The 22,468-nt window shown below is 37.8% G+C and carries 21 protein-coding genes, 1 other RNA gene and 1 pseudogene; 8 read left to right on the top strand and 15 right to left on the bottom strand.

What is annotated here, in order from left to right:
• Positions 1-162: 162 nt before the first annotated feature.
• The 5 genes from ACY45D_RS05705 to ACY45D_RS05685 all read right to left on the bottom strand — a co-directional run bounded on the left by ACY45D_RS05705 (position 163) and on the right by ACY45D_RS05685 (position 5,518).
• Positions 163-1,413, bottom strand: coding sequence for an FAD-dependent monooxygenase (locus ACY45D_RS05705; protein WP_463108829.1), 1,251 nt, complete (start codon positions 1,411-1,413; stop codon positions 163-165).
• On the bottom strand, positions 1,410-2,621 hold the full coding sequence (gene ubiH, locus ACY45D_RS05700; RefSeq protein WP_463108828.1) for a 2-octaprenyl-6-methoxyphenyl hydroxylase: 1,212 nt from the start codon (positions 2,619-2,621) through the stop codon (positions 1,410-1,412). Before ubiH ends, ACY45D_RS05705 begins: the two co-directional genes overlap by 4 nt.
• A gap of 460 nt (positions 2,622-3,081) precedes the next feature.
• A complete protein-coding gene (locus ACY45D_RS05695; RefSeq protein ID WP_463108827.1) occupies positions 3,082-3,942 on the bottom strand; it encodes a Vmh family MBL fold metallo-hydrolase in 861 nt (286 codons plus the stop codon).
• A gap of 33 nt (positions 3,943-3,975) precedes the next feature.
• Entirely contained in the window at positions 3,976-4,629 is a 654-nt protein-coding gene (locus ACY45D_RS05690) for a DsbA family protein (RefSeq protein ID WP_463108826.1), read from the bottom strand.
• Between the two features lie 175 nt (positions 4,630-4,804).
• On the bottom strand, positions 4,805-5,518 hold the full coding sequence (locus ACY45D_RS05685; RefSeq protein WP_463108825.1) for a hypothetical protein: 714 nt from the start codon (positions 5,516-5,518) through the stop codon (positions 4,805-4,807).
• A gap of 73 nt (positions 5,519-5,591) precedes the next feature.
• Between ACY45D_RS05685 and ACY45D_RS05680 the strand changes: the two genes are divergently transcribed.
• Genes ACY45D_RS05680 through ACY45D_RS05670 form a run of 3 tightly spaced genes read left to right on the top strand, consistent with a single transcriptional unit; the run spans position 5,592 to position 7,353 of the window.
• A complete protein-coding gene (locus tag ACY45D_RS05680) occupies positions 5,592-5,912 on the top strand; it encodes a hypothetical protein (RefSeq protein ID WP_463108824.1) in 321 nt (106 codons plus the stop codon).
• A 2-nt stretch (positions 5,913-5,914) separates the two neighbouring features.
• Complete coding sequence (locus ACY45D_RS05675) at positions 5,915-6,916, top strand: hypothetical protein (RefSeq protein WP_463108823.1); 1,002 nt, start codon at positions 5,915-5,917, stop codon at positions 6,914-6,916.
• Positions 6,913-7,353, top strand: a complete 441-nt coding sequence (locus tag ACY45D_RS05670) for a hypothetical protein (RefSeq protein WP_463108822.1) — start codon at positions 6,913-6,915, stop codon at positions 7,351-7,353. The genes ACY45D_RS05675 and ACY45D_RS05670 overlap by 4 nt, the downstream gene beginning before the upstream one ends.
• 68 nt (positions 7,354-7,421) lie before the next feature.
• On the opposite strand, the gene ACY45D_RS05665 is transcribed toward ACY45D_RS05670, so the two are convergent.
• The 3 genes from ACY45D_RS05665 to ACY45D_RS05655 all read right to left on the bottom strand — a co-directional run bounded on the left by ACY45D_RS05665 (position 7,422) and on the right by ACY45D_RS05655 (position 10,395).
• Positions 7,422-8,225: a GNAT family N-acetyltransferase gene (locus tag ACY45D_RS05665; RefSeq protein ID WP_463108821.1), complete on the bottom strand. Its 804-nt coding sequence runs from the start codon at positions 8,223-8,225 to the stop codon at positions 7,422-7,424.
• A 64-nt stretch (positions 8,226-8,289) separates the two neighbouring features.
• Positions 8,290-9,612 (bottom strand): Xaa-Pro aminopeptidase, encoded by a 1,323-nt coding sequence (gene pepP / locus ACY45D_RS05660; RefSeq protein ID WP_463108820.1) that lies wholly within the window; start codon positions 9,610-9,612, stop codon positions 8,290-8,292.
• A gap of 150 nt (positions 9,613-9,762) precedes the next feature.
• On the bottom strand, positions 9,763-10,395 hold the full coding sequence (locus ACY45D_RS05655; RefSeq protein ID WP_463108819.1) for a UPF0149 family protein: 633 nt from the start codon (positions 10,393-10,395) through the stop codon (positions 9,763-9,765).
• A 65-nt stretch (positions 10,396-10,460) separates the two neighbouring features.
• On the opposite strand from ACY45D_RS05655, the gene ACY45D_RS05650 reads away from it, so the two are divergent.
• From ACY45D_RS05650 to ACY45D_RS05635, 4 genes are all read left to right on the top strand, one after another.
• The gene (locus ACY45D_RS05650; RefSeq protein ID WP_463108818.1) at positions 10,461-11,012 is read left to right on the top strand and encodes a hypothetical protein; all 552 of its coding nucleotides are present in this window, start codon (positions 10,461-10,463) and stop codon (positions 11,010-11,012) included.
• Positions 11,013-11,014: 2 nt separating this feature from the next.
• Positions 11,015-11,299 (top strand): cell division protein ZapA, encoded by a 285-nt coding sequence (locus tag ACY45D_RS05645; protein WP_463108817.1) that lies wholly within the window; start codon positions 11,015-11,017, stop codon positions 11,297-11,299.
• A gap of 100 nt (positions 11,300-11,399) precedes the next feature.
• Positions 11,400-11,581: non-coding RNA, 6S RNA (gene ssrS / locus ACY45D_RS05640), on the top strand.
• Between the two features lie 163 nt (positions 11,582-11,744).
• Positions 11,745-12,086, top strand: a complete 342-nt coding sequence (locus ACY45D_RS05635; protein ID WP_463109435.1) for an Arm DNA-binding domain-containing protein — start codon at positions 11,745-11,747, stop codon at positions 12,084-12,086.
• A 105-nt stretch (positions 12,087-12,191) separates the two neighbouring features.
• Here ACY45D_RS05635 and ACY45D_RS05630 read toward each other — a convergent pair.
• The 4 genes and pseudogenes from ACY45D_RS05630 to ACY45D_RS05615 all read right to left on the bottom strand — a co-directional run.
• Positions 12,192-12,322 (bottom strand): annotated as a pseudogene (locus ACY45D_RS05630) (IS3 family transposase); the annotation flags it as partial.
• A 168-nt stretch (positions 12,323-12,490) separates the two neighbouring features.
• Positions 12,491-13,573: an ArsO family NAD(P)H-dependent flavin-containing monooxygenase gene (locus ACY45D_RS05625; RefSeq protein ID WP_463108816.1), complete on the bottom strand. Its 1,083-nt coding sequence runs from the start codon at positions 13,571-13,573 to the stop codon at positions 12,491-12,493.
• Positions 13,574-13,755: 182 nt separating this feature from the next.
• Positions 13,756-14,226 (bottom strand): RidA family protein, encoded by a 471-nt coding sequence (locus tag ACY45D_RS05620; RefSeq protein WP_463108815.1) that lies wholly within the window; start codon positions 14,224-14,226, stop codon positions 13,756-13,758.
• A 21-nt stretch (positions 14,227-14,247) separates the two neighbouring features.
• Positions 14,248-15,282 carry a quinone oxidoreductase family protein gene (locus ACY45D_RS05615; RefSeq protein WP_463108814.1) on the bottom strand — a complete coding sequence of 345 codons (1,035 nt, stop codon included), beginning with the start codon at positions 15,280-15,282 and terminating at the stop codon, positions 14,248-14,250.
• Positions 15,283-15,442: 160 nt separating this feature from the next.
• Here ACY45D_RS05615 and ACY45D_RS05610 point away from each other — a divergent pair, with 160 nt between their 5' ends.
• On the top strand, positions 15,443-15,817 hold the full coding sequence (locus ACY45D_RS05610; RefSeq protein WP_463108813.1) for a winged helix-turn-helix transcriptional regulator: 375 nt from the start codon (positions 15,443-15,445) through the stop codon (positions 15,815-15,817).
• Positions 15,818-16,168: 351 nt separating this feature from the next.
• Here the strand turns inward: ACY45D_RS05610 and ACY45D_RS05605 are convergent, their stop codons facing one another.
• Genes ACY45D_RS05605 through atzF form a run of 3 tightly spaced genes read right to left on the bottom strand, consistent with a single transcriptional unit; the run spans position 16,169 to position 22,344 of the window.
• Entirely contained in the window at positions 16,169-16,867 is a 699-nt protein-coding gene (locus ACY45D_RS05605; protein WP_463108812.1) for a GntR family transcriptional regulator, read from the bottom strand.
• Between the two features lie 3 nt (positions 16,868-16,870).
• Positions 16,871-20,470: an urea carboxylase gene (gene uca, locus ACY45D_RS05600; RefSeq protein ID WP_463108811.1), complete on the bottom strand. Its 3,600-nt coding sequence runs from the start codon at positions 20,468-20,470 to the stop codon at positions 16,871-16,873.
• 50 nt (positions 20,471-20,520) lie between these two features.
• Positions 20,521-22,344, bottom strand: coding sequence for an allophanate hydrolase (gene atzF, locus ACY45D_RS05595; RefSeq protein WP_463108810.1), 1,824 nt, complete (start codon positions 22,342-22,344; stop codon positions 20,521-20,523).
• Positions 22,345-22,468 lie beyond the last annotated feature (124 nt).

The raw sequence follows: 22,468 nt of genomic DNA, 5'->3' as shown, positions 1-22,468 counted from the left end.
CATCAATGACGTCAATTTACCATTCTAAAATGGTGATGTTATACCGTGAAATGTAGCAAGCTCTTTTGATTTCGACTAGAGGGTTAAGCAAAAAAATTGTACTTTTTCTAATCAAATTCGTAAAAAAACAGCAATGTTTGTTTAAAAAATATCAATTTAAATTTAAACAGCATAACGCGTCGACTTTAAGGTCGATAATCCATTGGCTTGTGCCATAAAGCGACCTTTTAAAAATGCTTGCTTTTCAACCTGCTTCAAACCAAAGTTTCTGGCCCATACGATCGGGAAAATTTCAGCACTTTCAAGAAAACCAATTGCAGACATACTATGCATCATCGCGTCATTTTGACCTTTCCGTTGATGTTCATAGCGCTTCAACGTTTGTTCATGCGCCCAAACACCACGTTTTAAATCATGCAACAACACATCACATAAAATAGCAGCGTCTAGACACCCAATATTCACCCCTTGTCCTGCCAATGGATGAATCACATGCGCAGCATCGCCAATCAACGCCAAACCTTCCTTAATATAACGCTGTGCAGCACGTGCTTTGAGTGGGAATTTCGCTCGTGGCGTTGCTTCCAAGACTTCACCGAGCATGTGATGGCTTTCTCTCGTTAACAATTGGCAAAAGGCTTGATCATCAAGTGCTGCATATTCATCTGCATAATCATCAGGCAATGTCCAAACAATCGAAATCCAATGTTCCGCTTGCTCTGCATTTAAACTTGCCATAGGCAAAAAAGCCAAAGGCCCTGTTGGGTGGAAAATCTGACGTGCAACATACTGGTGTGGTTGTGCTGTACGAATCGCACAGGTTAAACCCGCTTGCTGATAATCTAAAATATCTAGATCGATAAATGCTTGCTCACGTACAAAAGAATTTGCACCATCCGCACCAATTAAAAGCTTAGTCTTGAGTTGTGTGCCATCTGCAAGTTTAATGATCCAACAACCCACACCACGTTCAACACGAACGACTTTGACTTGAGTCCGATAATCTTGTAATTGATCTAACATTTGTTGCTGAATTGCAAGATTGAGCAAACTTGGTTCAACCATCGAACCTAAACTTTGCTCAGCTGTTGGAAATTTTTCAGAGGCATGACCAAAATTAATTTCACCATAGCCATTTTTATTCCAAACCTGCATCCCCGTATAAGGCATTTGCCGTGCAATCTTTTCCCAGACATTCACTGTTTTTAACAAATGAATAGTCGCCTGACTCAAAGCAAGTACTCGAGGATTGGCAACAGCTAAAGTCTTTTCAGCATCGAGAATAGGTGCTGCATCAAGTACAGTGGAGTGCACCCCACCTTGCGCCAATAGCAAAGCCGTTAAGCCACCAACCAAACCACCGCCAATAATGACAACGTCCAATATATCCACAGACTCATTCACTTGGTTCATGCTTTTAATCCCATTGCATAATTGGCAACCAAAGGCTTAATCCCTGGAATAACATCAAAAGCCACTAGACCTGTATTACGTAATAATTTAAGTACTGGGTTTTGATTACTAAAACCACGAACCACTGAATCACAGAATTTAATTACACGTTTCTGATCTGCCAATCGAGCCTGTTCATAGGCTTTCAACATTTCAGGTTCACCAATATCATCTGACTTTGCGATTTGTTCGAGAATGTAACGCATCAAAACATCTGCATCTCGCATACACAGGTTAAAACCTTGCCCTGCAACAGGATGAATCGTATGTGCTGCATTCCCCATGAGAATCACACGGCCGACAGCTTGTTTTTCTGCAAGTACTTGTGACAATGGGAAACTAAACCGCTTACCCGTTTTTTGAAATTTTCCTGCACGATCGCCATAGGTTTTTTGTAAAGCATCTAAGAAATGTTGATCATTTTTATCGCCCAACCACTCATCTTCTGTCCCTTTTTTCACAGGCCATACCACTGAACGGCGATATTCGCCCGGTAAAGGCAATAGAGCCAATGGGCCTAAATGGCTAAAACGTTCAAATCCAACTTGATGATGAGGTTTAGAGGTTTGCACTGCCGTTACAATCGCAACTTGATCGTAATCATGTACATCTACCCCCACACCCAATGCTTGACGACAGAATGAATCTCGCCCATCTGCTGCAATCACCAATTTAGATTTTAGTGAATGCGTATATTCCTCACCACGTTTAGCTTCAACATAGACATATTCAGCATCTTGATGGAGTGAAGAAACCTGTACACCATCAATCAGTTCAATCAACGGTTGCTGGCGAACTTGCGTTAATAGCACTCGCCCTAACCATGCATTTTCAATTACTTGTCCAAAGCTTTCGACTTTTTCTTGCTCTGCAACTAAACGTGCCTTACCAAAACTGCCTTGCTCTGTAATATGTACTTCGAGAATGGGAGTCGCATGTTCTTGCAAAGCATCCCACAGTCCAAGCTTTTGATAAATCTGCACAGTGCGGCGTGATAAGGCAGTATTTCGAGCATCAAAACTGGAATGATATGGCGCAACTGTCGCATCGTCATAATTCGGATATTTTACAGCTTCTAAAAGTTTCACAGCGATGTTAGATTTCGCCAACATCAATGCCAAACTCAGCCCAACCATACCACCGCCCACGATGATGACTTCTTGTTGCATGCTTTGATCCTTTCTATACGCGATTCAGCTTGCTGAATACTTATAATCTTGATTAATTTTATATTACATGAAGGTTAGCTATTTTTATATTGAAATAGGAAATTGTTATTTTATTTGCACTGAATCAATGCGCTGCCCCTAATATAAAAGCCATACTTAGAACCAACTCAAAGCTTATTGGCTTAAGAATACAAATAACTGCGTTCGTTTGAGAACGCAGTTTCAATCAATTTAAAAAAATCACAAACAATTTGAATGGTTAAAAGTACGTATTTTCAAGAAGATATTAAAGTTGAATATCACTGATATAAAACAATCCAATGATCTAAAATTTATTTATCTAAGATATTTACATTACGCATCACTTTTTCTGAAAGTAGATCAAATGATGCATAACAAACTTCTATTGGTTTATTGATTATGAAGAAAATAAAAATTTCAGAACATAATAACCTTTAAATTATTTCCACTCCATTTCTCCAGTCAGCACTTTAGAACTGAGCTCTAAAGAACTTTCATCAGCAAAGTTTGGATATTTTTCTTTTAACTTTGCGATCACAGATGCAGAATCTTTATGATCTTTTAAGGCTTTATCTACATCAGCAAGATAATGATACGTGAAGTCAATAGCCTGTGTTCCAGTAGGAATATCACCGATATAATGACCTGGAATCACAGCACTTGGTCGCAAACGATTCATTTGTTTAAGCACTTTTTTCCATTCATCACGCGCTTCTTTACTTTGTGTATCCGCAGTCCACAAATGAATACCCGATGACAAGCCTACACCACCTAAAATCGTACGATTGCTTGGAACCCACAAATAAGATGCATATTTACCCGGTGCTTTAATTTCAATTCGCTCACCTTCCAGTTCTATGGATTTAGCTTCAATCACATTGGGAACAATGATTTGTGATGGTGCGCCTGATTTTAAGATTGGCCCCCAATACGCAAATTTCCCTTCTTTCGTTGCGTGAATATGCTTAACCACTTCAGGTGTAGCAATCACTTTGGCATCTGGAAATGCTTGAACAAGCGGTTCTAACCCAAAATAATAATCTGGGTCACCTGCTGTAATCACAATATATTTTAGACTTTTACCACTGTCTTGGATGATTTTTACCAGATTCTTTGCATCGTTTACACTAAATTGCGCATCAACCAGTACAGCATCTTTTTCACCCGTGATCAAAGTGGATGTCACAGGGAAAATCGCTTGAGTTTGCGGATTATAAACTTTATAGCTTAATTCTGCGGCAAAGGCAGAAGCACTTAGAGCGATTGAACTGACCAAAAGCGATTTTAAAAATAATTTCATATGATGACCTCAGTTATAGTTAAAGTGATTCAATTAATGTTTAAGTTGTTGCGCCACAAAACTCACGAAGTCCTGTGATTTATTGTAAAAATGCTGAACAGCGATCTTATTTATTTCACCATTTTGATTTTCAAATACTAAGGTTGGAAAACCATGACCTTGAACTTGTGACAACAGCCTACGGGCATGATGTATAGATTCATCAATTTGCTGTTGATCTATAGCACCTAAATATTTTGACCATTGCTCATCACTCACACCTAACTTGGAAGCGAGTTGGGCAATCACATCATATTGTGTAATGTTTAAACCTTGCTGATAATAGCCTTGTTGTATCAAGTTCAAAAAAGACACACTCGCATGATGTCCCAAACCTTGCTCAACTGCGAGTAGAGCATGTGTTGCAGGTATAGAGTTCATAAAAAGTTGATGATCTTTTAATAATCCATTTTTATAATCATCACCAAAAACAACACCAGTAAGCTGATGGATTTGCTCATCATAGTGAATGATTTGGGTACGCATAGTTGCTGTCATTTGTGGCTGATGATCTTCACTATACAATCCACCAAAGTGTAGACGTTGTAAATCAGGGAATGCTGCTTCAACTGCATTAATTAAAGGTAATGCGCCATAACTCCAGCCGCAGATAGGATCTAGAATCCAATGTAACATTGGAGTAGCCATAACTTTTTCTCATTTAATATAAGGATTGAAATATGTGCAAAATCACATTTTTCTTTGGATAATATCTATACTAAATGACAAACTTACTTTTTGTAAGTACTTACCGAATAGTAAGTATGAAATTAAAATACGATCGAAATAAAAAAATCAAACAATACTGCTATTTATGCTTATTTTAGATATTTTTTAAATTATGTAATAAATGACTTAATTCTAAGAGTGGAATATTAAACTCTTCTGCAGAAAGTAAAATTCCTTGACTTGTTCGCTTATTATGAAAATAAAAATCTATATGGTGAGAAATAAGATCATCAAATTTTAATTGTTCTTGCCATATGTATTTCATTAGATATACGTGATAGCTAAAAAAATCTTCAAAATGAACAAAATCATTTGATGACCGTAAAAAATGTCCCATTTTATCCCAAAAAGATTGATCAGGGTTCATGTTCGCCATCAAAGCAACGAGATGCATTGAATTAACTTCTTGAATCTTTATACTTTCAAATTCAATATTTATTTCTAAAAGTACATCTTCATTCAAGTCACCATCTTTATTAAAACCTTTCGCAACCAACAAAATAGTCGTCTTCTCTGAAAAATGGTAAATATCTTTTAAATTGCAATATCTATAATAAGTGGCTTCTAAGATTTGCTCCAAATTACGGTTTTTAGACAATTTTGTTACACATTCCTCATAAAAACATTCTGTTATAAAATAATCACCTGCTGCTGCAAAAAAACCAAATGGAATTTGTCTTAGTTTCTGATAACAATCATCTTTTCTTAATAGAATACTCTCTTCGCCATAGCCATAACAAAATACCCCCCTCTTATCTGTTGCTAAAATTGCATAGTCATCTAAATTAAAAGCTACAACTAAAGACATAAAAATCACACTTTTTAAATTTATTAAGTATAATTTAACAAAATAACAAGTTTTTTAAATAAAAGAGAACATAATGAGTGGGAAATTTGTAGTGAGAGCCGGACAACATAAGTTTGAAAGTGGTGAGTATGTAGTGAGTCACTTTCCAATTTTACCAACATTGCCTGATGGGATATTCAATCTAAGTGTCCAACTTACAAATATTGAAAATATTCCTTATAAAAATAAAGCATATTTTGCTGTAACAGAATCAGGCAAAAGATTCGAAGGTGTTACTGATAATGAAGGTTATACCCAAAGAATTTATACCGAAAAGGAAGAACAAGTTTACTTCCACCTTTTGGAAAACCATGATTATCCTAATCAAATACCTGCTGATGTAGATGATAAATAATCATGACTATATGTTATGCACAATTAAAGTTAAGTGGTCTTTCAGATTTCACTAACTTTTCTTTTACAGCTTTGTTTATTTCTCAAGATACAGGAAGAAGATTTGAAACAAAAAAATTAAGGGTTCTTCCTACTGGAGTATCTATAGAAGCAAGCTTTCCATTACAAAAAAATGAAACTGCAAAGAATTGTAGTGTTCGGTTTAATATTTATTTGCCTACAGGGCATTTGCTAGAGCCCAAACCATTTATAGGGATAACTTACACTAAAGAAAATAGCAGAGTTGTAAAATATACTGAATACGAAGTGAAATTAGTAGCGTACTCAACAAAATCGAAACAAAATCATAATGTTAATCAAGTCAAAATCATTCATACAGTTCCTGCTCCAGAAGGATTAATCATAGTCGCCTACTACAATCAGGCTATTCGTGAATCAGCAAAAAAATACAAAGTAGATCCTCAGGCAGTAGCATCTATTATTTTTCAAGAAAAATTCTTCTCTAACGCTGCGATTGGTAAAAATGCTTTGGTATATGTTGTATTTGATAGATTAAATGTAAAACCAAATCGAAGTTATGGACTCGGTGAAATGCAACTGGTGCTTGCTGCTGATCTTTTAGACTATCCTATAACAGATAAAAATCGATTAAGGAAAGCTTTCAATTTAATTACAAATAATCCTCAAATTGCGACTGATCTTGTAGCAAAAAATATCTACTTAAAACAACAAAAATTAGGTCGTAAACTTACTCCTAGAGAAGCAACTATTTTGCATAATGCAGGAGAAAAAATACTTGATTCCTTTCTTTCTCCTCAATCTAATAAAGCAGATTTTGATAGTCATACATTTGTCTATAATCGTTCGAGAAATTGGCAAGGTTCATTAAAAGAAGCACTAAATGGAGTCATTTATTCCAAACCAGATGACTGCAAGACATGTGAAGCAGTTCCTCGTACATTACATAAATATTGGAAAACAGGCGAAGGATATACAGGTATATGAAAATTAAAATTTTAATCATTATATCTTTGATTATATCTGGTCTTATGGCATATCTTTTTGAAACTCATTCAAAAGGATTCGTCATACATGCACCATATGGTACAAATGAATATATTTATTTAAAAGACGTTCAAGGTTCTATAAGTGATGGCGGTATCGCACTTGGCTTTTTTGGGCTCATTTGTTTATTCATTGGTGTAATTTTGATGTTTATAAAAAATACGACATACTTCATTAGAATAGGTTTTATCGTTTTTCTGTTCCTTCTACTTTCTTTTATGATGTTAGAAGGAGGAGCTATTGATCAATTAATCATAAATACCATTCAATATGACCATAATATATATTTGATTTTATGGATTATTTCTTTCACTCTTTATACTATTTTTCTTTCTATATTAAACATATCGCAAAATCATAAACAGAACACTATTTGAATCTACGAATTTAAAACAACAAGCTAATCACAAATAAAATATTTTATTATTTTTATACATATTCTTGTTTATACATACGCTGGATAGCCTACATACGACTCCCCTACACACTCAAACCCCATCTCGCGGTAAAGTGTAACCGCAGGTTCATTATCAATATCAACAATTAAGTGAGCAATACGTCCCGTAGAAACGATTTGATCAACGGCAAATGCAACTACACGCTCAGCAAAACCTTGCCGACGATACGCTGGAAATGTGTAAGTTCCACCAATGCTGATCAGCCGATCTGTTTCTATTCCCAACCGAACAATAGACACAATCTGACCATCTACTTCATATACAGCAACTTTTTCTTGTACAATGAGTACCTTCCAGTCTGATACCTCCTCAACTGAACGCTCTTCATTATATTGGTGCTGATATTCCACAAGGCGGGTAATATCTGACAAATTTGCCATACGCCCATTCGCTTGTGAGAAACGACGTGTACAGACCATGATCCATTGATCGTATTCTCGTGACATGTGTACCCGAGGAGGCACTGCAACACTGCGCAATACATCACGACCAATGGAAGTGGTTACAATCCGACGTGGTTGGAAATTCATAATCGCAGAGCAAAGCAATTCAGCAAAAGAAGACGCTTCTGGTAACCAAAAGCATGTGCCTTTTGCAAGTACCACAGCAACACCTAAAAGTACATCTGGCCTGTTTGGATCATATAACCGCAAAAGATGCCATTGAGCAGCTACGACTTTCGTTTGCTCAAGAAAAGCCGTAACACCAATACAGTGATAAAATCGTGATTCAAGCCATTCAGAAATAAGTAGATATTCACTCTGAGTGGCTGGAGATTCTGTGATGACCATCTAGAGCTTTTTCCATATTTACTTTTGATCAATCAAATATTTCATCGACTATTCAAATATAAAATTATCTCGACTTGGCCATTAAAGCTTCAATATCTTCAACCGATTTCACAACATTCTTGGTCAAAACCAATGGACCATTTTCTGTTGCAACCACATCATCTTCAATACGAATACCAATACCACGCCACTTCGCATCAACAGATTCATCATCAGGTGCAATATATAAGCCTGGTTCTACGGTAACCACCATACCTGCTTCATACACACGCCATTCACCATTTTCATCTTTATATGAACCAACATCATGCACATCCATACCAATCAAATGACCTGTACCATGCATATAAGTATGACGATAGCTTTCAGTTTCGATAATATGTTCAATGTCACCTTGCATAATGCCCAAATCCAACAAACCTTGCACTAAAATACGAACTGCAACGTTGTGAGGTTCTTTATATGAAAGACCTATTTGAACCGCATCAATCGCTGCAATTTGCGCATCAAGCACAACTTGATATAAGGCTTTCTGCTCAGGGCTAAATTTTCCATTTACAGGAAATGTACGGGTAATATCAGAGGCATAATATTCGTATTCGCATGCCGCATCGATTAGAACCAAGTCACCATCTTTTAACGGTTTATTATTTTCGACATAATGCAAAATACAGGCATTTTCACCGCCACCAACAATACTGTTATATGCAGGAACACAACCATTTTGACCAAAGATGTAATTTAATTCAGCTTCTAAAGCATATTCCATCATTTCAGGACGAACTTTCTGCATCGCACGGGTATGTGCTTCGGCACTGATATTGGAAGCGATTTGCATCAATTCAATTTCTTTCGAAGATTTGAATACACGCATTTCATCTACAATTTGATCAAGCTGTATCAACTTAGCGGGAACACCAAAGCCACGTCCAGTTTGATCAGCCTTTCTGATCCAAGTACTTACTTTTGCATCAAAATCGGCACGTTGTCCGATACGATAAAATAATTTTTCTTTGTTCAAAATTTTGGCAATGATTTCTTCATCAAGCAAATCGATTGCATAAGCCTCATCTGCTTCATACTCATCAATTGCGCCGTCTATACCTGCACGATAACCATTCCAAATTTCCATCTCACGGTTACGTTCACGACAAAACAAACTATAGGTATAGTCTTGACCCGTTTGATCTGTTTCAATCACTGCGACAGCTTCAGGTTCAGCAAATCCTGTTAAATAAAAGAAACTGCTGTCTGTACGAAATTTATAATCTGCATCACGATTCCGCATCACTTCAGGGCTGGTTGCAATAATAGCGATACTATTTGGACCCATTTGCTCAGCGAGGCGGTCACGGCGTTCCTGGAAATCTGCTTGGCTTAATTTCATTGTATATTCAGCTTATATTTCAAATCATTGAATCGGATTAATTATGCTCTTAACTTACAATTACAAAAGGACGAATGCAAATATCCTTTATAGAATATTTGCATCATTTTTGAAAAACTTTGAAAAGAAATTTGAAAATAATTTAACGCATTAACTTGGACGATGCGGAGTAAACATTTCAACCAAATGACTTGTATCAGAACCATCCGTTGCTTGTTTCATCTTGCTATGCAAATTTTGTAGCAAAGAACTTTCAGCAACAGCAACTTTTTTACGTCCCATAGATAATGAAACAGGGATTAAACGTACAAATTCGTACAGTTCGAGATAGCTTGCTTCACCCTCTTCATCGTCATCAGACTCATCAAATTCAACTGATGCAACATCTTGTAAGCTTTCAATCAGCTCTTGCTCATCTGAACGAATATGTCCAGATGCTAAGCCAAATCCTAAAACAACACCTTCGCACCAATCTGCTAAAGCTTGAACACGCTCAGACAATGTATGTTCATCATCTGGAAGCATCGGTAAATAGTCTAAATCGTCTTCAGATAACGCATGTGCAATGTCTTCAGCCTCTTCTGTGAGGATGGCTATTGCAGCATCGTCTAATTTTGGTACATCTAGGGTTGATAAAATTTGTAACCATTCATCACGAGATGGTGCTTCCGTAACACAAACTATACCTGTTAGTAAGCCATGTAACTCACTCGGGCTTGAAATTTCTTCAATCTCATCAAAATTTTGGTTCCAATCTGACCAACCTGAAATATCGTCTTGCATTCGCTTATCCAATCTCTATACTTCTGTATATATTACCTTTGATTGCGAATCTGTGCGACCTCGATATGTTAGAACAATTACAGCGTCTACAGACGCATATTGGTGTTTTAAAAACACGAATTGAAAATGTTGAGAAAGAAAATGCATCGCTGTTAAAAGAAAAAGATAACAGCGAGGAGCAGGCTCATTCTCAAATTAGCCATAAAAACAGTATCATCACTCAAAAACAGGATGAAATTGAGTCACTTACTGACCAACTGACTCAATTGCAAGGTCAGTTTCAACAGCTCAATACCGATGCGACTTCTTTAGCAGAACGCTATGGTCGTTTGGAGAAAAGTTGTACTGATTTAAAAAATCGCTTCCAAGAAATTTTAGCTGAACGTAATGAATTACGTGTTGTAAAAGAAAAAATAGTCAATGAACAACGTCATCAGTTACAAGATATTAAAAATCTTAAAGATGAACGAGAGCGCTTAATTCAGAAAAATGAACAAGCCAAAGCCAAGGTTGAAGCGATTATCCAACGTCTTTCAATTTTAGGTACTGAACAAGATCATCATGCGCAAGAAATTCAGCAACTTGCTCATCCATCTGAAGCGAATGAGGAAGTTTAAATATGTCTGAACATGTGACGGTCGAATTACGTCTGATTGAACAAGTCTTTCGCTTAGCGACAACTTCGGATAAAAAAGCAGATTTGGAAAAAGCAGGTCAACTTTTGAATGATAAATTCCAAGAGTTTCGCCGCAAAGCACCGAATGTTGAGCATAATAAATTGGTGATCATGGTTGCTTTAGAGCTGATGCAAGAAGTATTGACCATGAATAAATCGTTACAAGAATATGCACAATGTGAACGACTGTTAGGCGACATTTTGGAAGAGGTTGAAAAAGCGGAATAATCCGCTTTTTTTTCGTGCGATCGATTGGTTTTTGATATCTGTATTTATAATTTATGAGCTTTGGTGATTTGCCACAATCCTTAAATTATGTATACTTAATACAACTCTAGGGTGTTCGCCAGTACGTCTATTCCCCTGCCGATACTTAAACTTATGGATGTGTTCTGTATATTTTGAGTGTATGCCCACCTCGAGTGGGAAACCCATTAAGTGTACGTCGCGTCCACCTTGAACTCATCGGGTTCAGGGTAACGACCATGCAGCGGCATCTCTGGAGTGTTTTATTTTTAATAAAAATAATGATTTATATAAATATAATAGGGAAAATTAAATTACCTACTTCTATTCTCATTCGATGTGTAGCCTCTAGAAATATTGTTCTCTGTTGTATATTATTGTTTGAAGTTGCTTTTTAGCTGTGCATTAATAATATGAATTTTGTTAGATATCATATTACAAAGACTTCCGTAGACTCACTACCTTACTCACCTTCAAAATTACTTTCTATAAAGATGAAAAACTTATTGGTTTTGCCCTACGTCTAACTAAAAATTCTAAATCTTATATCGCTGAGAAAAAGTTACCTGATGGTAGAACATGTCGAGTCACTATCTGTGCCCATGGGATTTGGACTGTTTCACAGGCAAGGGAAAAAGCTCAAGAATATCTATTGATGATCTCCAAAGGTATTGACCCGAATGCAGAAAAGTCTAATCAGAAGAAAAGTAGTATTAATCAAAAAAAGCATCAATACGTTTATACCTACTTTAAATACTGCCTACGATAACTATAAATCTAAAAAGAAGTTAAGCGTAGCAAGTATAGAAGCTTATGGTTGTCTGATACGTTGTTGATCTGACAAAAGTTGCACTGCAACAGGATTGTGTTGTTATTTATGTTTTTGATACCAAGCATGTAGAGTTTCAGGCAACCTATTTTAGGTGCAATTGCTGTAACTGCAGCCCATGTGGAAGGATAGTCTTTTTCAGATTCAAACAGTAAATGTACTGCACCTTCTTTAATTTCTGGGGTGTATTTTAATTTTGTCCTAGGAACACTACGTTCGCTACGTCTTGCAAAGCAATGCCTCTCATCTCAAGAAAGTGTGTCTTCCACAATCTCGTACGGTTCAGTACAAAATAGAGAACACTGCTAATCGTTGTATTCTCTATTCTCAATATCATATTTGACTTATAAATTTCTAATATCCACTAAATAAGCTTCAATTTCATCTACTGCGGCTCGTGATGTTCTAGAAACACCGATTATTGTAGCTGAAGCCATTCCTGTCCATTCACCATAACCGACCAACCATACATTATTCGCTTTTAAAGATCGTCCACCTGCTACTGCAACGGTATTGTTCGGTTCAACAATATCTAAACTGCGTAAATGATTTAATGCCGCTCTAAATCCTGTACACCATATTACTGCATCGATCTGTTCTTCTGAACCATCAGACCAAATGACAGAATGGTTTGTAAATGATCTGAAAGGTCTGCGACTAAAAAGAACACCTCGATCTCTTGCCTCTTTCACACTGTCAATCATTACAATATAACCTAAACCAGCTACAGATTGATCAGGTTCAATGATTCCACTTTCCTGCTGTGCTTTTAATCGTTCAGTCGCTTTTAAGAATAATGTACGACCATCCACATCGTCGGGTAAAAATTGTGGTGGTGTAGTTGTCACCCAAATTGCTTGAGCAACTTTAGAAACTTCAGCAAAGATTTGAGCACCAGAATTACCGCCCCCAACAACGATCACTTTCTTATTCTTAAATAGTTCAGCATTTCTATACTGTGCTGAATGAAGTTGTATCCCTTGAAAGATTTCACGACCATCACAAGCTGGAATATAGGGTTGACTCCAATTACCTGTTGCACTCACGACAGCTTTGGCTCGCCAATATCTATCTCCTGCATAGACCTCTAAATACTTCCCTTCTGATTCCACACGTTCAACATGTACAGGACGAATGATTGGAAACTGATATCTTTGTTCATAAGCCGATAAATATTCTATGACTTCATTTCGCGTAGGTGTGCTTTGTTCCGTTGTTGGCATCAACCAACCTGATAAAGAACTCCACGTATTTTGAGAAAAAAGGAATAACGACTCCCAAGCATGTTGCCACGAACCACCTGCCTGATGTTGATCATCTAAAATAATAAATGGAATTTTTTTCCGTTTTAAAAAGTAAGCCGTGGAAAGTGCTGCCTGCCCTCCACCAATAATGACCACATCGATATCTGCTTGAAGTTGGGCCAAAATACTTCTCCTTTTATTTCACAACGACTCACATGAATAACAACATAATTCAACTATTTTGATGTCATTCATTTTGTATTTTTTAGCGCGATGAATTGTGGCTTAATCAATTAAACCACAATTAGATCTGTTGCATTTTCAATATAAAAACTATGCGTTGTGAATAAACATTTCTACAGCATTCAAACGTTGTATAGCTCTAAAATCAATGCAAGCCCAACAGGGGAATTTTCCGGTAAGTTGCGTACACCACAAACTGTTCGTACATGCCCTGCTCGTTCTGCAAAGATTTCAACCAGTAGCTCTGAAGCGCTATCAATCACTTGTGGATGGCTTATAAAAGTTTCTTCACAAGCAACATAAGCGTCTAAACGAACCACTTGTTTTACACGATCTAAATTACCCAGATAATGAGATACTTGTGCAAGTGAATTAAGTAAACTGAGTTGGGCAGCTTCGCGCCCTGCGTCAATAGAAACCTCTTGATCGAGCAAGCCAGTCAACGTTGGTTTTCCAGCTTGAATTGGACCTTGCATCGAGATATACAACATTGAACCAGCTTCAACCACAGCCTGATAGGCGCCTAATGGCATAGGCGCTATAGGAAGTTCTAAACCCAACTGATGTATCCGTTCAAGCGTTTGATCATGCATGTCTATCTCCTTAAAATCTGTTTACTCATCCCAAGGCAATAAAATAATACTGCCTTTAGCAAGATTAGCTCCGATCCGCTCATGAGCCTGAGCTGCGTTAGAAAGTGGAAGTACACTATCAATGATGGGTTTAATCTTTCCTTCACGGATTGGATCTAGCCATGCAGCAAAGTCTTCAATATCTCCGACTAAAGTTCCACGCAATTGTTTTTGTGTGAAAAAGAAGTTACGAATATCAAAAGTAACTTCAGGACCTGCCATAAAACCCATTGCCACAATAATGCCTTGGGGTTTAACAGCATTTATGGTTTGTGCAAAAACATCACCACCCAAATTATCAATCACAACATCAACACCACGGCCATCAGTCCATGTGCTTATCGCTTGGACAAAGTCTTCTTCGCGGGAATTGATGACCAATTCAACACCTAGGCTTTTAACCAATTCCTCAGAAGTTTCATTCTGTACTGTGACAGCCACACGTGCGCCCAAGGCATGAGCAACTTGAATACTCATAATTCCTGTACTTGATGCTCCTGCATGAATTAAAACTTGATCACCCGCTTTAACTTCACCCACTATCTGCACTGCGCGAATGGCAATCAGTAAAGCAACTGGCATAGCAGCAATTTTCTCTACAGGTAAACCTGAAGTATCCCGTAGCAACCAAGCTTCAGGTACGACGATATATTGCGCATAGGTACCTTGAATATGAGTCCCAGGAATTGCATAGCTCTTTGTCGTGGTCACAGGACGAATATGTGCCTCAGCAGGATCAGTTGGATAACCTGGCATTGCAATAACACGATCACCTACAGCAAAACCACTTACTCCAGCGCCTAATTCAGCAACCTCACCTACAGCATCTGAACCAAGAATATGTGGGAAAGTTAAATGAGGATTGATTTGTCCTAAACGAACATAATGATCGAGACGGTTAATACCAACAGCAAGCACCTTAACCAAAACTTGTCCTGGTCCAGGAATTGGAGTTGGAATATCTTCAATACGAATTTGTTCAGGTCCGCCAAAGGCATGTATAACAGCTGCTTTCATGATGAATCCTCGATCAATGCTTTATAGGTGTATTCATATCCTCGCATTACATTGACACTTAATATATGGTGATTAAAACAATGTTATAATCCTATTCGCTATAGCGCCTTTATGTAAAGTAGGCACTTTTTTGTGATATAGAACCCTTTTGGTGACTAATGTGGAAAATAAAGCCCCTGAGAATTTCGTGTTAAGAGAAAATTGTCCGCAGCGACGTATTCATTATGTATTGAATGGAAAATGGACTTCGATGGTGCTCTATTCCCTAAGTTTTGGTGTGATGCGAACTGGGCAATTAGAACGGGCTTTACCAGGTATTTCTAAAAAGATGCTGACTCAAACATTGAGAGAAGTTGAAAGTGCAGGCTTAGTACACCGTGAAGTATTTAACGTGGTTCCTCCTAAAGTAGAGTATTCACTTACCCCTTTGGGCGAAACCTTTATTGAGCCATTACAGGCCATATATGATTGGGCAGCGAAAAATGCTGCTGCTTTAGATGAATTGGAATTTAATATACAAAAATCTCAAAATTGAAAAATATCTCGACGCCATTCCACATCAAACTGATCTGTATCAAAAGTCCGCATCTGTGGGGATGTTTTAGCACGTAAGCACTGACCTTCTTTTTCAGGATGGGACAAAAATAAATTTTTGTGACCCTAAAAGCTCGATGTAGCAATGTGTAGCCTGAAACTGTAGATCATATTTAAGTATGCTAGTGCTTCCCTGTAAATTTCCCGTTACCCGTTAAATGTATAAGCCATGGCTATTCAAAAATCTTTATCGCTACAAAAATATTCAAATACAATAGCATTCACATCTCTTTTTTTGATCTGAGAATGATTATTCACCTGAAAATTTAAACATTTTATTTCCAAAAGCCTTTCAACGAACCACACTGTGTGAAGCAATCATTTCCAAAGTAATACGTTTGACTTCATCACGACTTTTTGAAATATGCTGTTCGATTTCTTTGCATGCTGTTTCGCTATCTTTCTGAAAAATACACGCTAAAATTCGTTGATGTTCAGCATAGGTTGCTTCTATTCTAAAATCTTTAGAAAAGTCTAAACGGCGAATAATTCTAATTTTTTCACTAATATCTTGGTGAATCTTAGCCATTTCCAGATTGCCAAGTGCTTTGACCAAGTTACAGTGAAAAGCCTCATCCAATTGCGCCAATTGCTTCAAATCATACAAATACTGCTCAGGTTCAATACACCATTGTTGCTTCAATAAAGTCATAATTGAGGATTCAGCTAAATCTAGATGACATAATTGTTGAATAGCGTATTTTTCTAATAAAATTCGTACATCATAAAGCTCTTCATAAGCTTTAAAATCTAGCGGGCGAACTTGCCACCCACTGCGAAAATGAACTTCAACATAGCCATCTTGTTGTAAGCGATATAAAGCCTGACGAATAGGTGTGCGACTCACTTGATAAGCTTGTGCAATTTCTGATTCGGTAAAACGCTCTCCTGGCATTAATTTAAAATCAAAAATATCGTTTTTAATATTTTGGAAAACCAGCTCAGATAAACTATCTGAGCCTTTTTTTGAGCGTGTTGTGATTTTTGTCATTCATTATTCCATATAAACCAATGGCTCACCGCGATAAACCGTCTGACCTGCACGACAAATAATTGCTTTCACAATACCATCATCATCGGCATATACAGGTAGTTCCATTTTCATTGCTTCAATAATCGCAATCGTTTCGCCTTTTTTAACAATTTGACCCGTTTCAACAAAGATCTTCCAAATATTGCCTGTCATTGATGCATTTAATGGCGAATAGGCACTGTAGTCAGTATCGTCTGTAAGGACTTCAATTTCAACAGGTGCATCGAACTCATCTTTCCAACGTTCCACTTCTGTCGTAAAGGCTTGTTGTTGCTGTGCTTTAAATGTAGCAATACTGTCTTTTTCATTTTCCAAAAACTGTGAATAGGCAGCAAAATCAAACTCAGTTTCTTCGATTTTAATTTCAGCAATACCATTGGCAAAATCTGCTCGGAATTGGTCTAACTCAGCTTCAGATACTGGATAATATTTGATTTGATCAAAGAATCTCAAGAACCATTGTTGATCACCAAACTGTTTATTTTTCTTAAATTTATTCCAAATAGGTAGCGTTCGACCAATGAGCTGATAACCACCAGGAGAGTCCATTCCATAAATACACATATACATTCCGCCGATACCGACTGTACCTTCCGCAGTATATGTCCGTGCAGGATTGTATTTTGAACTGAGTAAGCGATGGCGAGGATCGATCGGGACGGCACAAGGTGCTGTTAAATATACATCGCCAAGCCCTAAAACAAGATAATGCGCATTGAAAATAATATCTTTGACCTGTTCACGATTTTCTAAACCATTAATTCTTTGAATAAAATCTACATTATTCGGTAACCATGGTGCTTTTGCACAAACACTTTCTTGGTAACGCTCCACAGCACCTAATGTTGCAGAATCTTCAAATGCCATGGGTAAATGAATAACACGTGAAGCGACTTTGATTTGACTTAAATCTCCCATGCGCTCTTCAAGTCCTAGCAAGAATGTCAGCAAATTTTGTTGTGAAAATCTTAAACCATCATATTTAATTTGTAGCGAACGAACTCCGGGAGATAATTCTAAAATAGCTTCATTTTTTGCATCTTGAATCATTTGTATCAAACGATGCACACGCAGGCGTAAAGCAAGGTCTAAAATATTATCGCCATATTCAAGTAAAATATAACTATCTCCTGCTTGACGGTAAATTGCTTTTGGTGAAAGTGTAGTTGCTTCACGAACAGCTAGAATACTTTTGTATTGGCCTCCGACCATTTCAAGCGTTGGCAAATTTGGTGCAGTAGCAAAATTTTCAATGCTCTCAATTTGTTGTTTTTCTAAAAGATTCGCCTGCTCTACATCTAGTGGGTAGAAGCTAATGGTATCGTCTGCTTTTAATTGTCCAACTTTCCATAACTCTGCTTTGGCAATGGTCACTGGGCAAACAAAGCCACCTAAACTCGGGCCATCTTTGGCTAAAATAACTGGAAAATCCCCAGTAAAATTAATTGCACCGATGGCATATTCGCAATCATGGACATTGGAAGGATGTAAGCCTGCTTCACCACCATTTTCACGTGCCCAACTCGGTGTAGGGCCACTCAAGCGCACACCTAAACGATTCGAATTAAAATGTACTGTCCATGTTGAAGCAAAGAATTCTTCAATATATTCAGGCTTAAAGAAATCTGGAGCACCATGTGGTCCGTACAGTACACCAATTTGCCAATGCTTTGTATAGGTTGGTCTAAGCGCTTCAGCCATAGCTTGTGGTTCAGCGATTGCTAAAGGTAAATGATCTGTTGCTAATTCTGCATTTACCATTTTGATCATATCACCTGCACGTAGGGTTCGCCCTGCATGCCCACCGAAATTACCTAGGGCAAAAGTAGAACGGCTACCTAAATATTCAGGAACATTTAAGCCATGTCGAACCGCCAAGTAAGTACGACAACCTGATTCAACTTGTCCTAATTTTAAAGTTTGTCCAGCTTGAATATAAATGGGTTTCCAAAAATCAACGGGCATTTCATCTACACTCGCCTGACAAGGTGCCCCTGTGAGTGCCACAATCGTTTCTGTATGGAATTTTAATACGGGGCCTTGTAACGTAAATTCAAACCCCGCCGCCGCGTGATCATTCCCCACAATTTTATTTGCCAATTGAAATGCATAATCGTCCATTGGCCCTGATGGTGGAACGCCAATACTCCAGTATCCAACCCGCCCCGGATAGTCCTGAATTAAACTCTGTGTGCCTGCCTGTATGACTTCAATCACATTTGAAATATAACTAAAATCATCAAGCATACGTGTCCAAATCTGCATATTTGCAAAACGTTCATCTGCCACAACACTCAATGCATAGTCTAAATTGGTGCTGATTCCACTTAAGCGAATTTCTACAAGTGCCCGTTTTAATTTGGTAATAGCAGCTTCACGATTTTCTGCATGAACAATAATTTTTGCAATCATGGGATCAAAGTATTGTGAAACTTCAGTACCCGTAGAAACCCATGTATCGATCCGAATATCTTCAGGAAAGTAAACGTCTGTTAATACACCCGGACTAGGTTGAAAGTTTTTCGCAGGATCTTCTGCATAAATCCGTACCTCAATTGCTGCACCTTGTGGTTGAATATTCTTTAATTTTTCCCAGTCTAGTACATCACCAGCAGCAACTTTAAGCATACATTCAATAAGATCTAGACCTGTCACCATTTCAGTCACAGGATGCTCCACTTGTAAACGTGTATTTACTTCTAAAAAATAAAATTCATCACGGGCTGCATCATAGATAAACTCTACGGTTCCTGCACTGCGGTATTTTACTGATTGTCCAAGTTCAACAGCCGCCTGATGCAATTTTTGTCGTGTTGATTCAGGTAGATGAGCAGCTGGAGTTTCTTCTACAACCTTTTGGTTACGGCGTTGTAATGAACAATCACGTTCACCAAATGCAACCACTTGACCTTTGCCATCACCAAAAATTTGTACTTCGACATGCCGTGCTTTATCAACAAATCGCTCTAGAAATACGCCTGCATCTTTAAAAAATTGTTCACCTAAACGTTTTACACTTTCATACGCTTCTTTTAAGGCTTCTGTATCATCACAACGTGTTAAACCAATACCTCCACCACCAGCGGTACTTTTTAACATAATTGGATAACCAATATGATCAGCCGCTTGTAAAGCTTCGTCTAAACTATTCAGCAATCCAGTACCCGGTGTCATGGGAACATTGGCTATTGCAGCCAATTCACGGGCACGATGTTTTAAACCAAACTCTAAAATTTGCTCCGCTGTAGGCCCCATAAATGCAATTTTATTCTGCTCACATGCACGGGAAAAATCAGCACTTTCTGAAAGGAAGCCATAGCCCGGAAAAATAGCTTCTGCGCCCGAATCTTTAGCTGCTTGTATTAACTTTTCAATACTTAAATAAGTTTCAGCAGGTTTCACGCCATCCAAAGATATTGCGATATCCGCATCTTGCACATGTTGTGCATAACGATCACTTTCGGAATAAACAGCAACGCTGGTGATTCCCAATTTTTTTAAAGTACGAATAGCACGAACGGCAATTTCACCACGATTCGCAATTAACACAGTTTTAAACATTGGTTTTCCCCTAAATTTATCGTTCTTGGTTTTACGAGGTAGCAAAAAAATTAAGTATTCTTTTCAGTTACTGCGTTATTCAGTGATTGGATATAGGCACGCCATCCACCAAAACCGCTGATATCTTTGGCATTATTTAAACCGTAAGGTTCGCAAATAAAACCTTTGACCCACCGACCATCTTCTAATTCGACATTACCCATTCCCAAAGGTGTTGGGATTTCAGCAACAAACTCACCAAAGCGAGCTTTGGGAACATCCCACAATTCCACAATGATTTTTTCCCCAGAAACGTCATCTCTACGTACCAATCCCGGTTTAGGCGGAACGGTGCCATTCAGTGCATACAATGCATATTTCTCTGCGGTTAGTGTCGTTTCAATATGCACAGCATGACGTGTGGTCAATTGAAAATTGAGTGGCATAGCAGTGAGATGCGCACCAACGACAGCAACACGAATATGCTGCGCCGAAACGGTCTGAGCTGAGTTTTGCACTTGCATAACCTGTTGCAATGCACCCAAAGGCAGGTCAAGTTGTTGTTGCCATATTTTGCCAAAATGAGCCAAAGCAGCATCATGCCAAGCAGGTGCAATGAAGGTGATTCCAAAAGGTAAGCCATCTGCTCGAAAGCCCGCAGGAACAGCTAAAGCGCTTAGATCAGCGAGATTGGTAAAATTGGTATATGTTCCAAAATGTGAATTATTTTCAATCGGCGCTTCTGCCATTTCTGCAAATGTATGAATTGTTGGCGAAGATGGAACAATTAAGGCATCAAATGCTGCAAATTGTTTTTGAATTTGCCGTGCCAAATCTTGCTTTAAATACTCAGCTTGATAAGCATCTATAGCAGAATATTCAAAACCTTTTTGAATGATTGCAGAAACCGTTGGATCAAAAGCATCGGGATGTATCGCTAATAAATTTCCAACAGCAGCTGTTCGCTCTGCAACCCATGACCCTTGATAAAGCTGTTCAGCTAAGGCATAAAAAGCGGAAAAATCAATTTGGGTAATTTTGGCATTCATTGATTCAAGCTGGGTTAATGCCTGTTTAAATGCGACTTCAGACTGCTGATCACCAAAGAACTCAAGTTGGGCTGGGATAGCAAAATGAAGTTGTTTTGAGAATTGAGCTGGAGCAGTACTTGGATTTTCACGTGAATAACCATCTTGCTCATCGTACTGTTCAAGAATATTGGCAGTAAATTCAGCATCATTTACAGTCAGTGCAAATATTGAAATACAATCCAAACTTTTGCAGGCTGGCAATAAACCTGTATTGGAAAAACGGCCTTTGGTTGGTTTTAATCCGACAATATTATTAAATGCCGCAGGCACACGCCCAGAACCTGCGGTGTCTGTGCCTAATGAAATTGGCACTAAGCCACGTGCAACCACACTTGCAGAACCTGAACTTGAACCACCACTCACATAATCAGGATTAAAAGTATTCGGTACAGCACCATAAGGAGAACGCGTGCCAACTAAACCTGTCGCAAATTGATCTAAATTGGTTTTACCAACAATAATTGCACCCGCGGCTTTCAACAATTGAATGACAAATGCATCCTTTTGTTTTACTTCAGTGAGTATTTTACATGCCGCTGTCGTAGCAAAACTTGCTACATCAATATTGTCTTTAACAGCAACAGGTACACCAAACAAGGGTAGATCAATACCCTGTTCATGCTTTTGCTTTAACGCTTGAATCTGTTGATTAAGTATTTCATCCGTTGCAATTGAGATCCACGCAGGATCAGTTGTATCAAAACTATGAACGAGTGCGTAAAGGTTTTCTAAAGTTATTTTTTGACTTTGGTATGCATTTTTCCAATCTAAAATGCTCCATCCAGATGTATTGATTTTTTGCATTACTGTATCCAATCTTGTATCCAAGTTTAGATTTAATAATGCAGAAGTTATGCCAACCTACTTAAACCATTCTAAATTAAAGAATTAAATAGGCAGTACAACTTTTATTTTGCTCACTTTGAAC

The organism is Acinetobacter sp. BZX-2 (assembly GCF_055179795.1).
This window is presented reverse-complemented; position numbering and strand designations above follow the sequence as displayed.

Bases quoted from the DNA above. Each gene is read 5' to 3' on its own strand.
- ACY45D_RS05705 (WP_463108829.1), bottom strand. From the start codon at position 1,413: ATGAACCAAGTGAATGAGTCTGTGGATATATTGGACGTTGTCATTATT.
- ubiH (WP_463108828.1), bottom strand. From the start codon at position 2,621: ATGCAACAAGAAGTCATCATCGTGGGCGGTGGTATGGTTGGGCTGAGT.
- ACY45D_RS05695 (WP_463108827.1), bottom strand. From the start codon at position 3,942: ATGAAATTATTTTTAAAATCGCTTTTGGTCAGTTCAATCGCTCTAAGT.
- ACY45D_RS05690 (WP_463108826.1), bottom strand. From the start codon at position 4,629: ATGGCTACTCCAATGTTACATTGGATTCTAGATCCTATCTGCGGCTGG.
- ACY45D_RS05685 (WP_463108825.1), bottom strand. From the start codon at position 5,518: ATGTCTTTAGTTGTAGCTTTTAATTTAGATGACTATGCAATTTTAGCA.
- ACY45D_RS05680 (WP_463108824.1), top strand. From the start codon at position 5,592: ATGAGTGGGAAATTTGTAGTGAGAGCCGGACAACATAAGTTTGAAAGT.
- ACY45D_RS05675 (WP_463108823.1), top strand. From the start codon at position 5,915: ATGACTATATGTTATGCACAATTAAAGTTAAGTGGTCTTTCAGATTTC.
- ACY45D_RS05670 (WP_463108822.1), top strand. From the start codon at position 6,913: ATGAAAATTAAAATTTTAATCATTATATCTTTGATTATATCTGGTCTT.
- ACY45D_RS05665 (WP_463108821.1), bottom strand. From the start codon at position 8,225: ATGGTCATCACAGAATCTCCAGCCACTCAGAGTGAATATCTACTTATT.
- pepP (WP_463108820.1), bottom strand. From the start codon at position 9,612: ATGAAATTAAGCCAAGCAGATTTCCAGGAACGCCGTGACCGCCTCGCT.
- ACY45D_RS05655 (WP_463108819.1), bottom strand. From the start codon at position 10,395: ATGCAAGACGATATTTCAGGTTGGTCAGATTGGAACCAAAATTTTGAT.
- ACY45D_RS05650 (WP_463108818.1), top strand. From the start codon at position 10,461: ATGTTAGAACAATTACAGCGTCTACAGACGCATATTGGTGTTTTAAAA.
- ACY45D_RS05645 (WP_463108817.1), top strand. From the start codon at position 11,015: ATGTCTGAACATGTGACGGTCGAATTACGTCTGATTGAACAAGTCTTT.
- ACY45D_RS05620 (WP_463108815.1), bottom strand. From the start codon at position 14,226: ATGCATGATCAAACGCTTGAACGGATACATCAGTTGGGTTTAGAACTT.
- ACY45D_RS05615 (WP_463108814.1), bottom strand. From the start codon at position 15,282: ATGAAAGCAGCTGTTATACATGCCTTTGGCGGACCTGAACAAATTCGT.
- ACY45D_RS05605 (WP_463108812.1), bottom strand. From the start codon at position 16,867: ATGACAAAAATCACAACACGCTCAAAAAAAGGCTCAGATAGTTTATCT.
- uca (WP_463108811.1), bottom strand. From the start codon at position 20,470: ATGTTTAAAACTGTGTTAATTGCGAATCGTGGTGAAATTGCCGTTCGT.
- atzF (WP_463108810.1), bottom strand. From the start codon at position 22,344: ATGCAAAAAATCAATACATCTGGATGGAGCATTTTAGATTGGAAAAAT.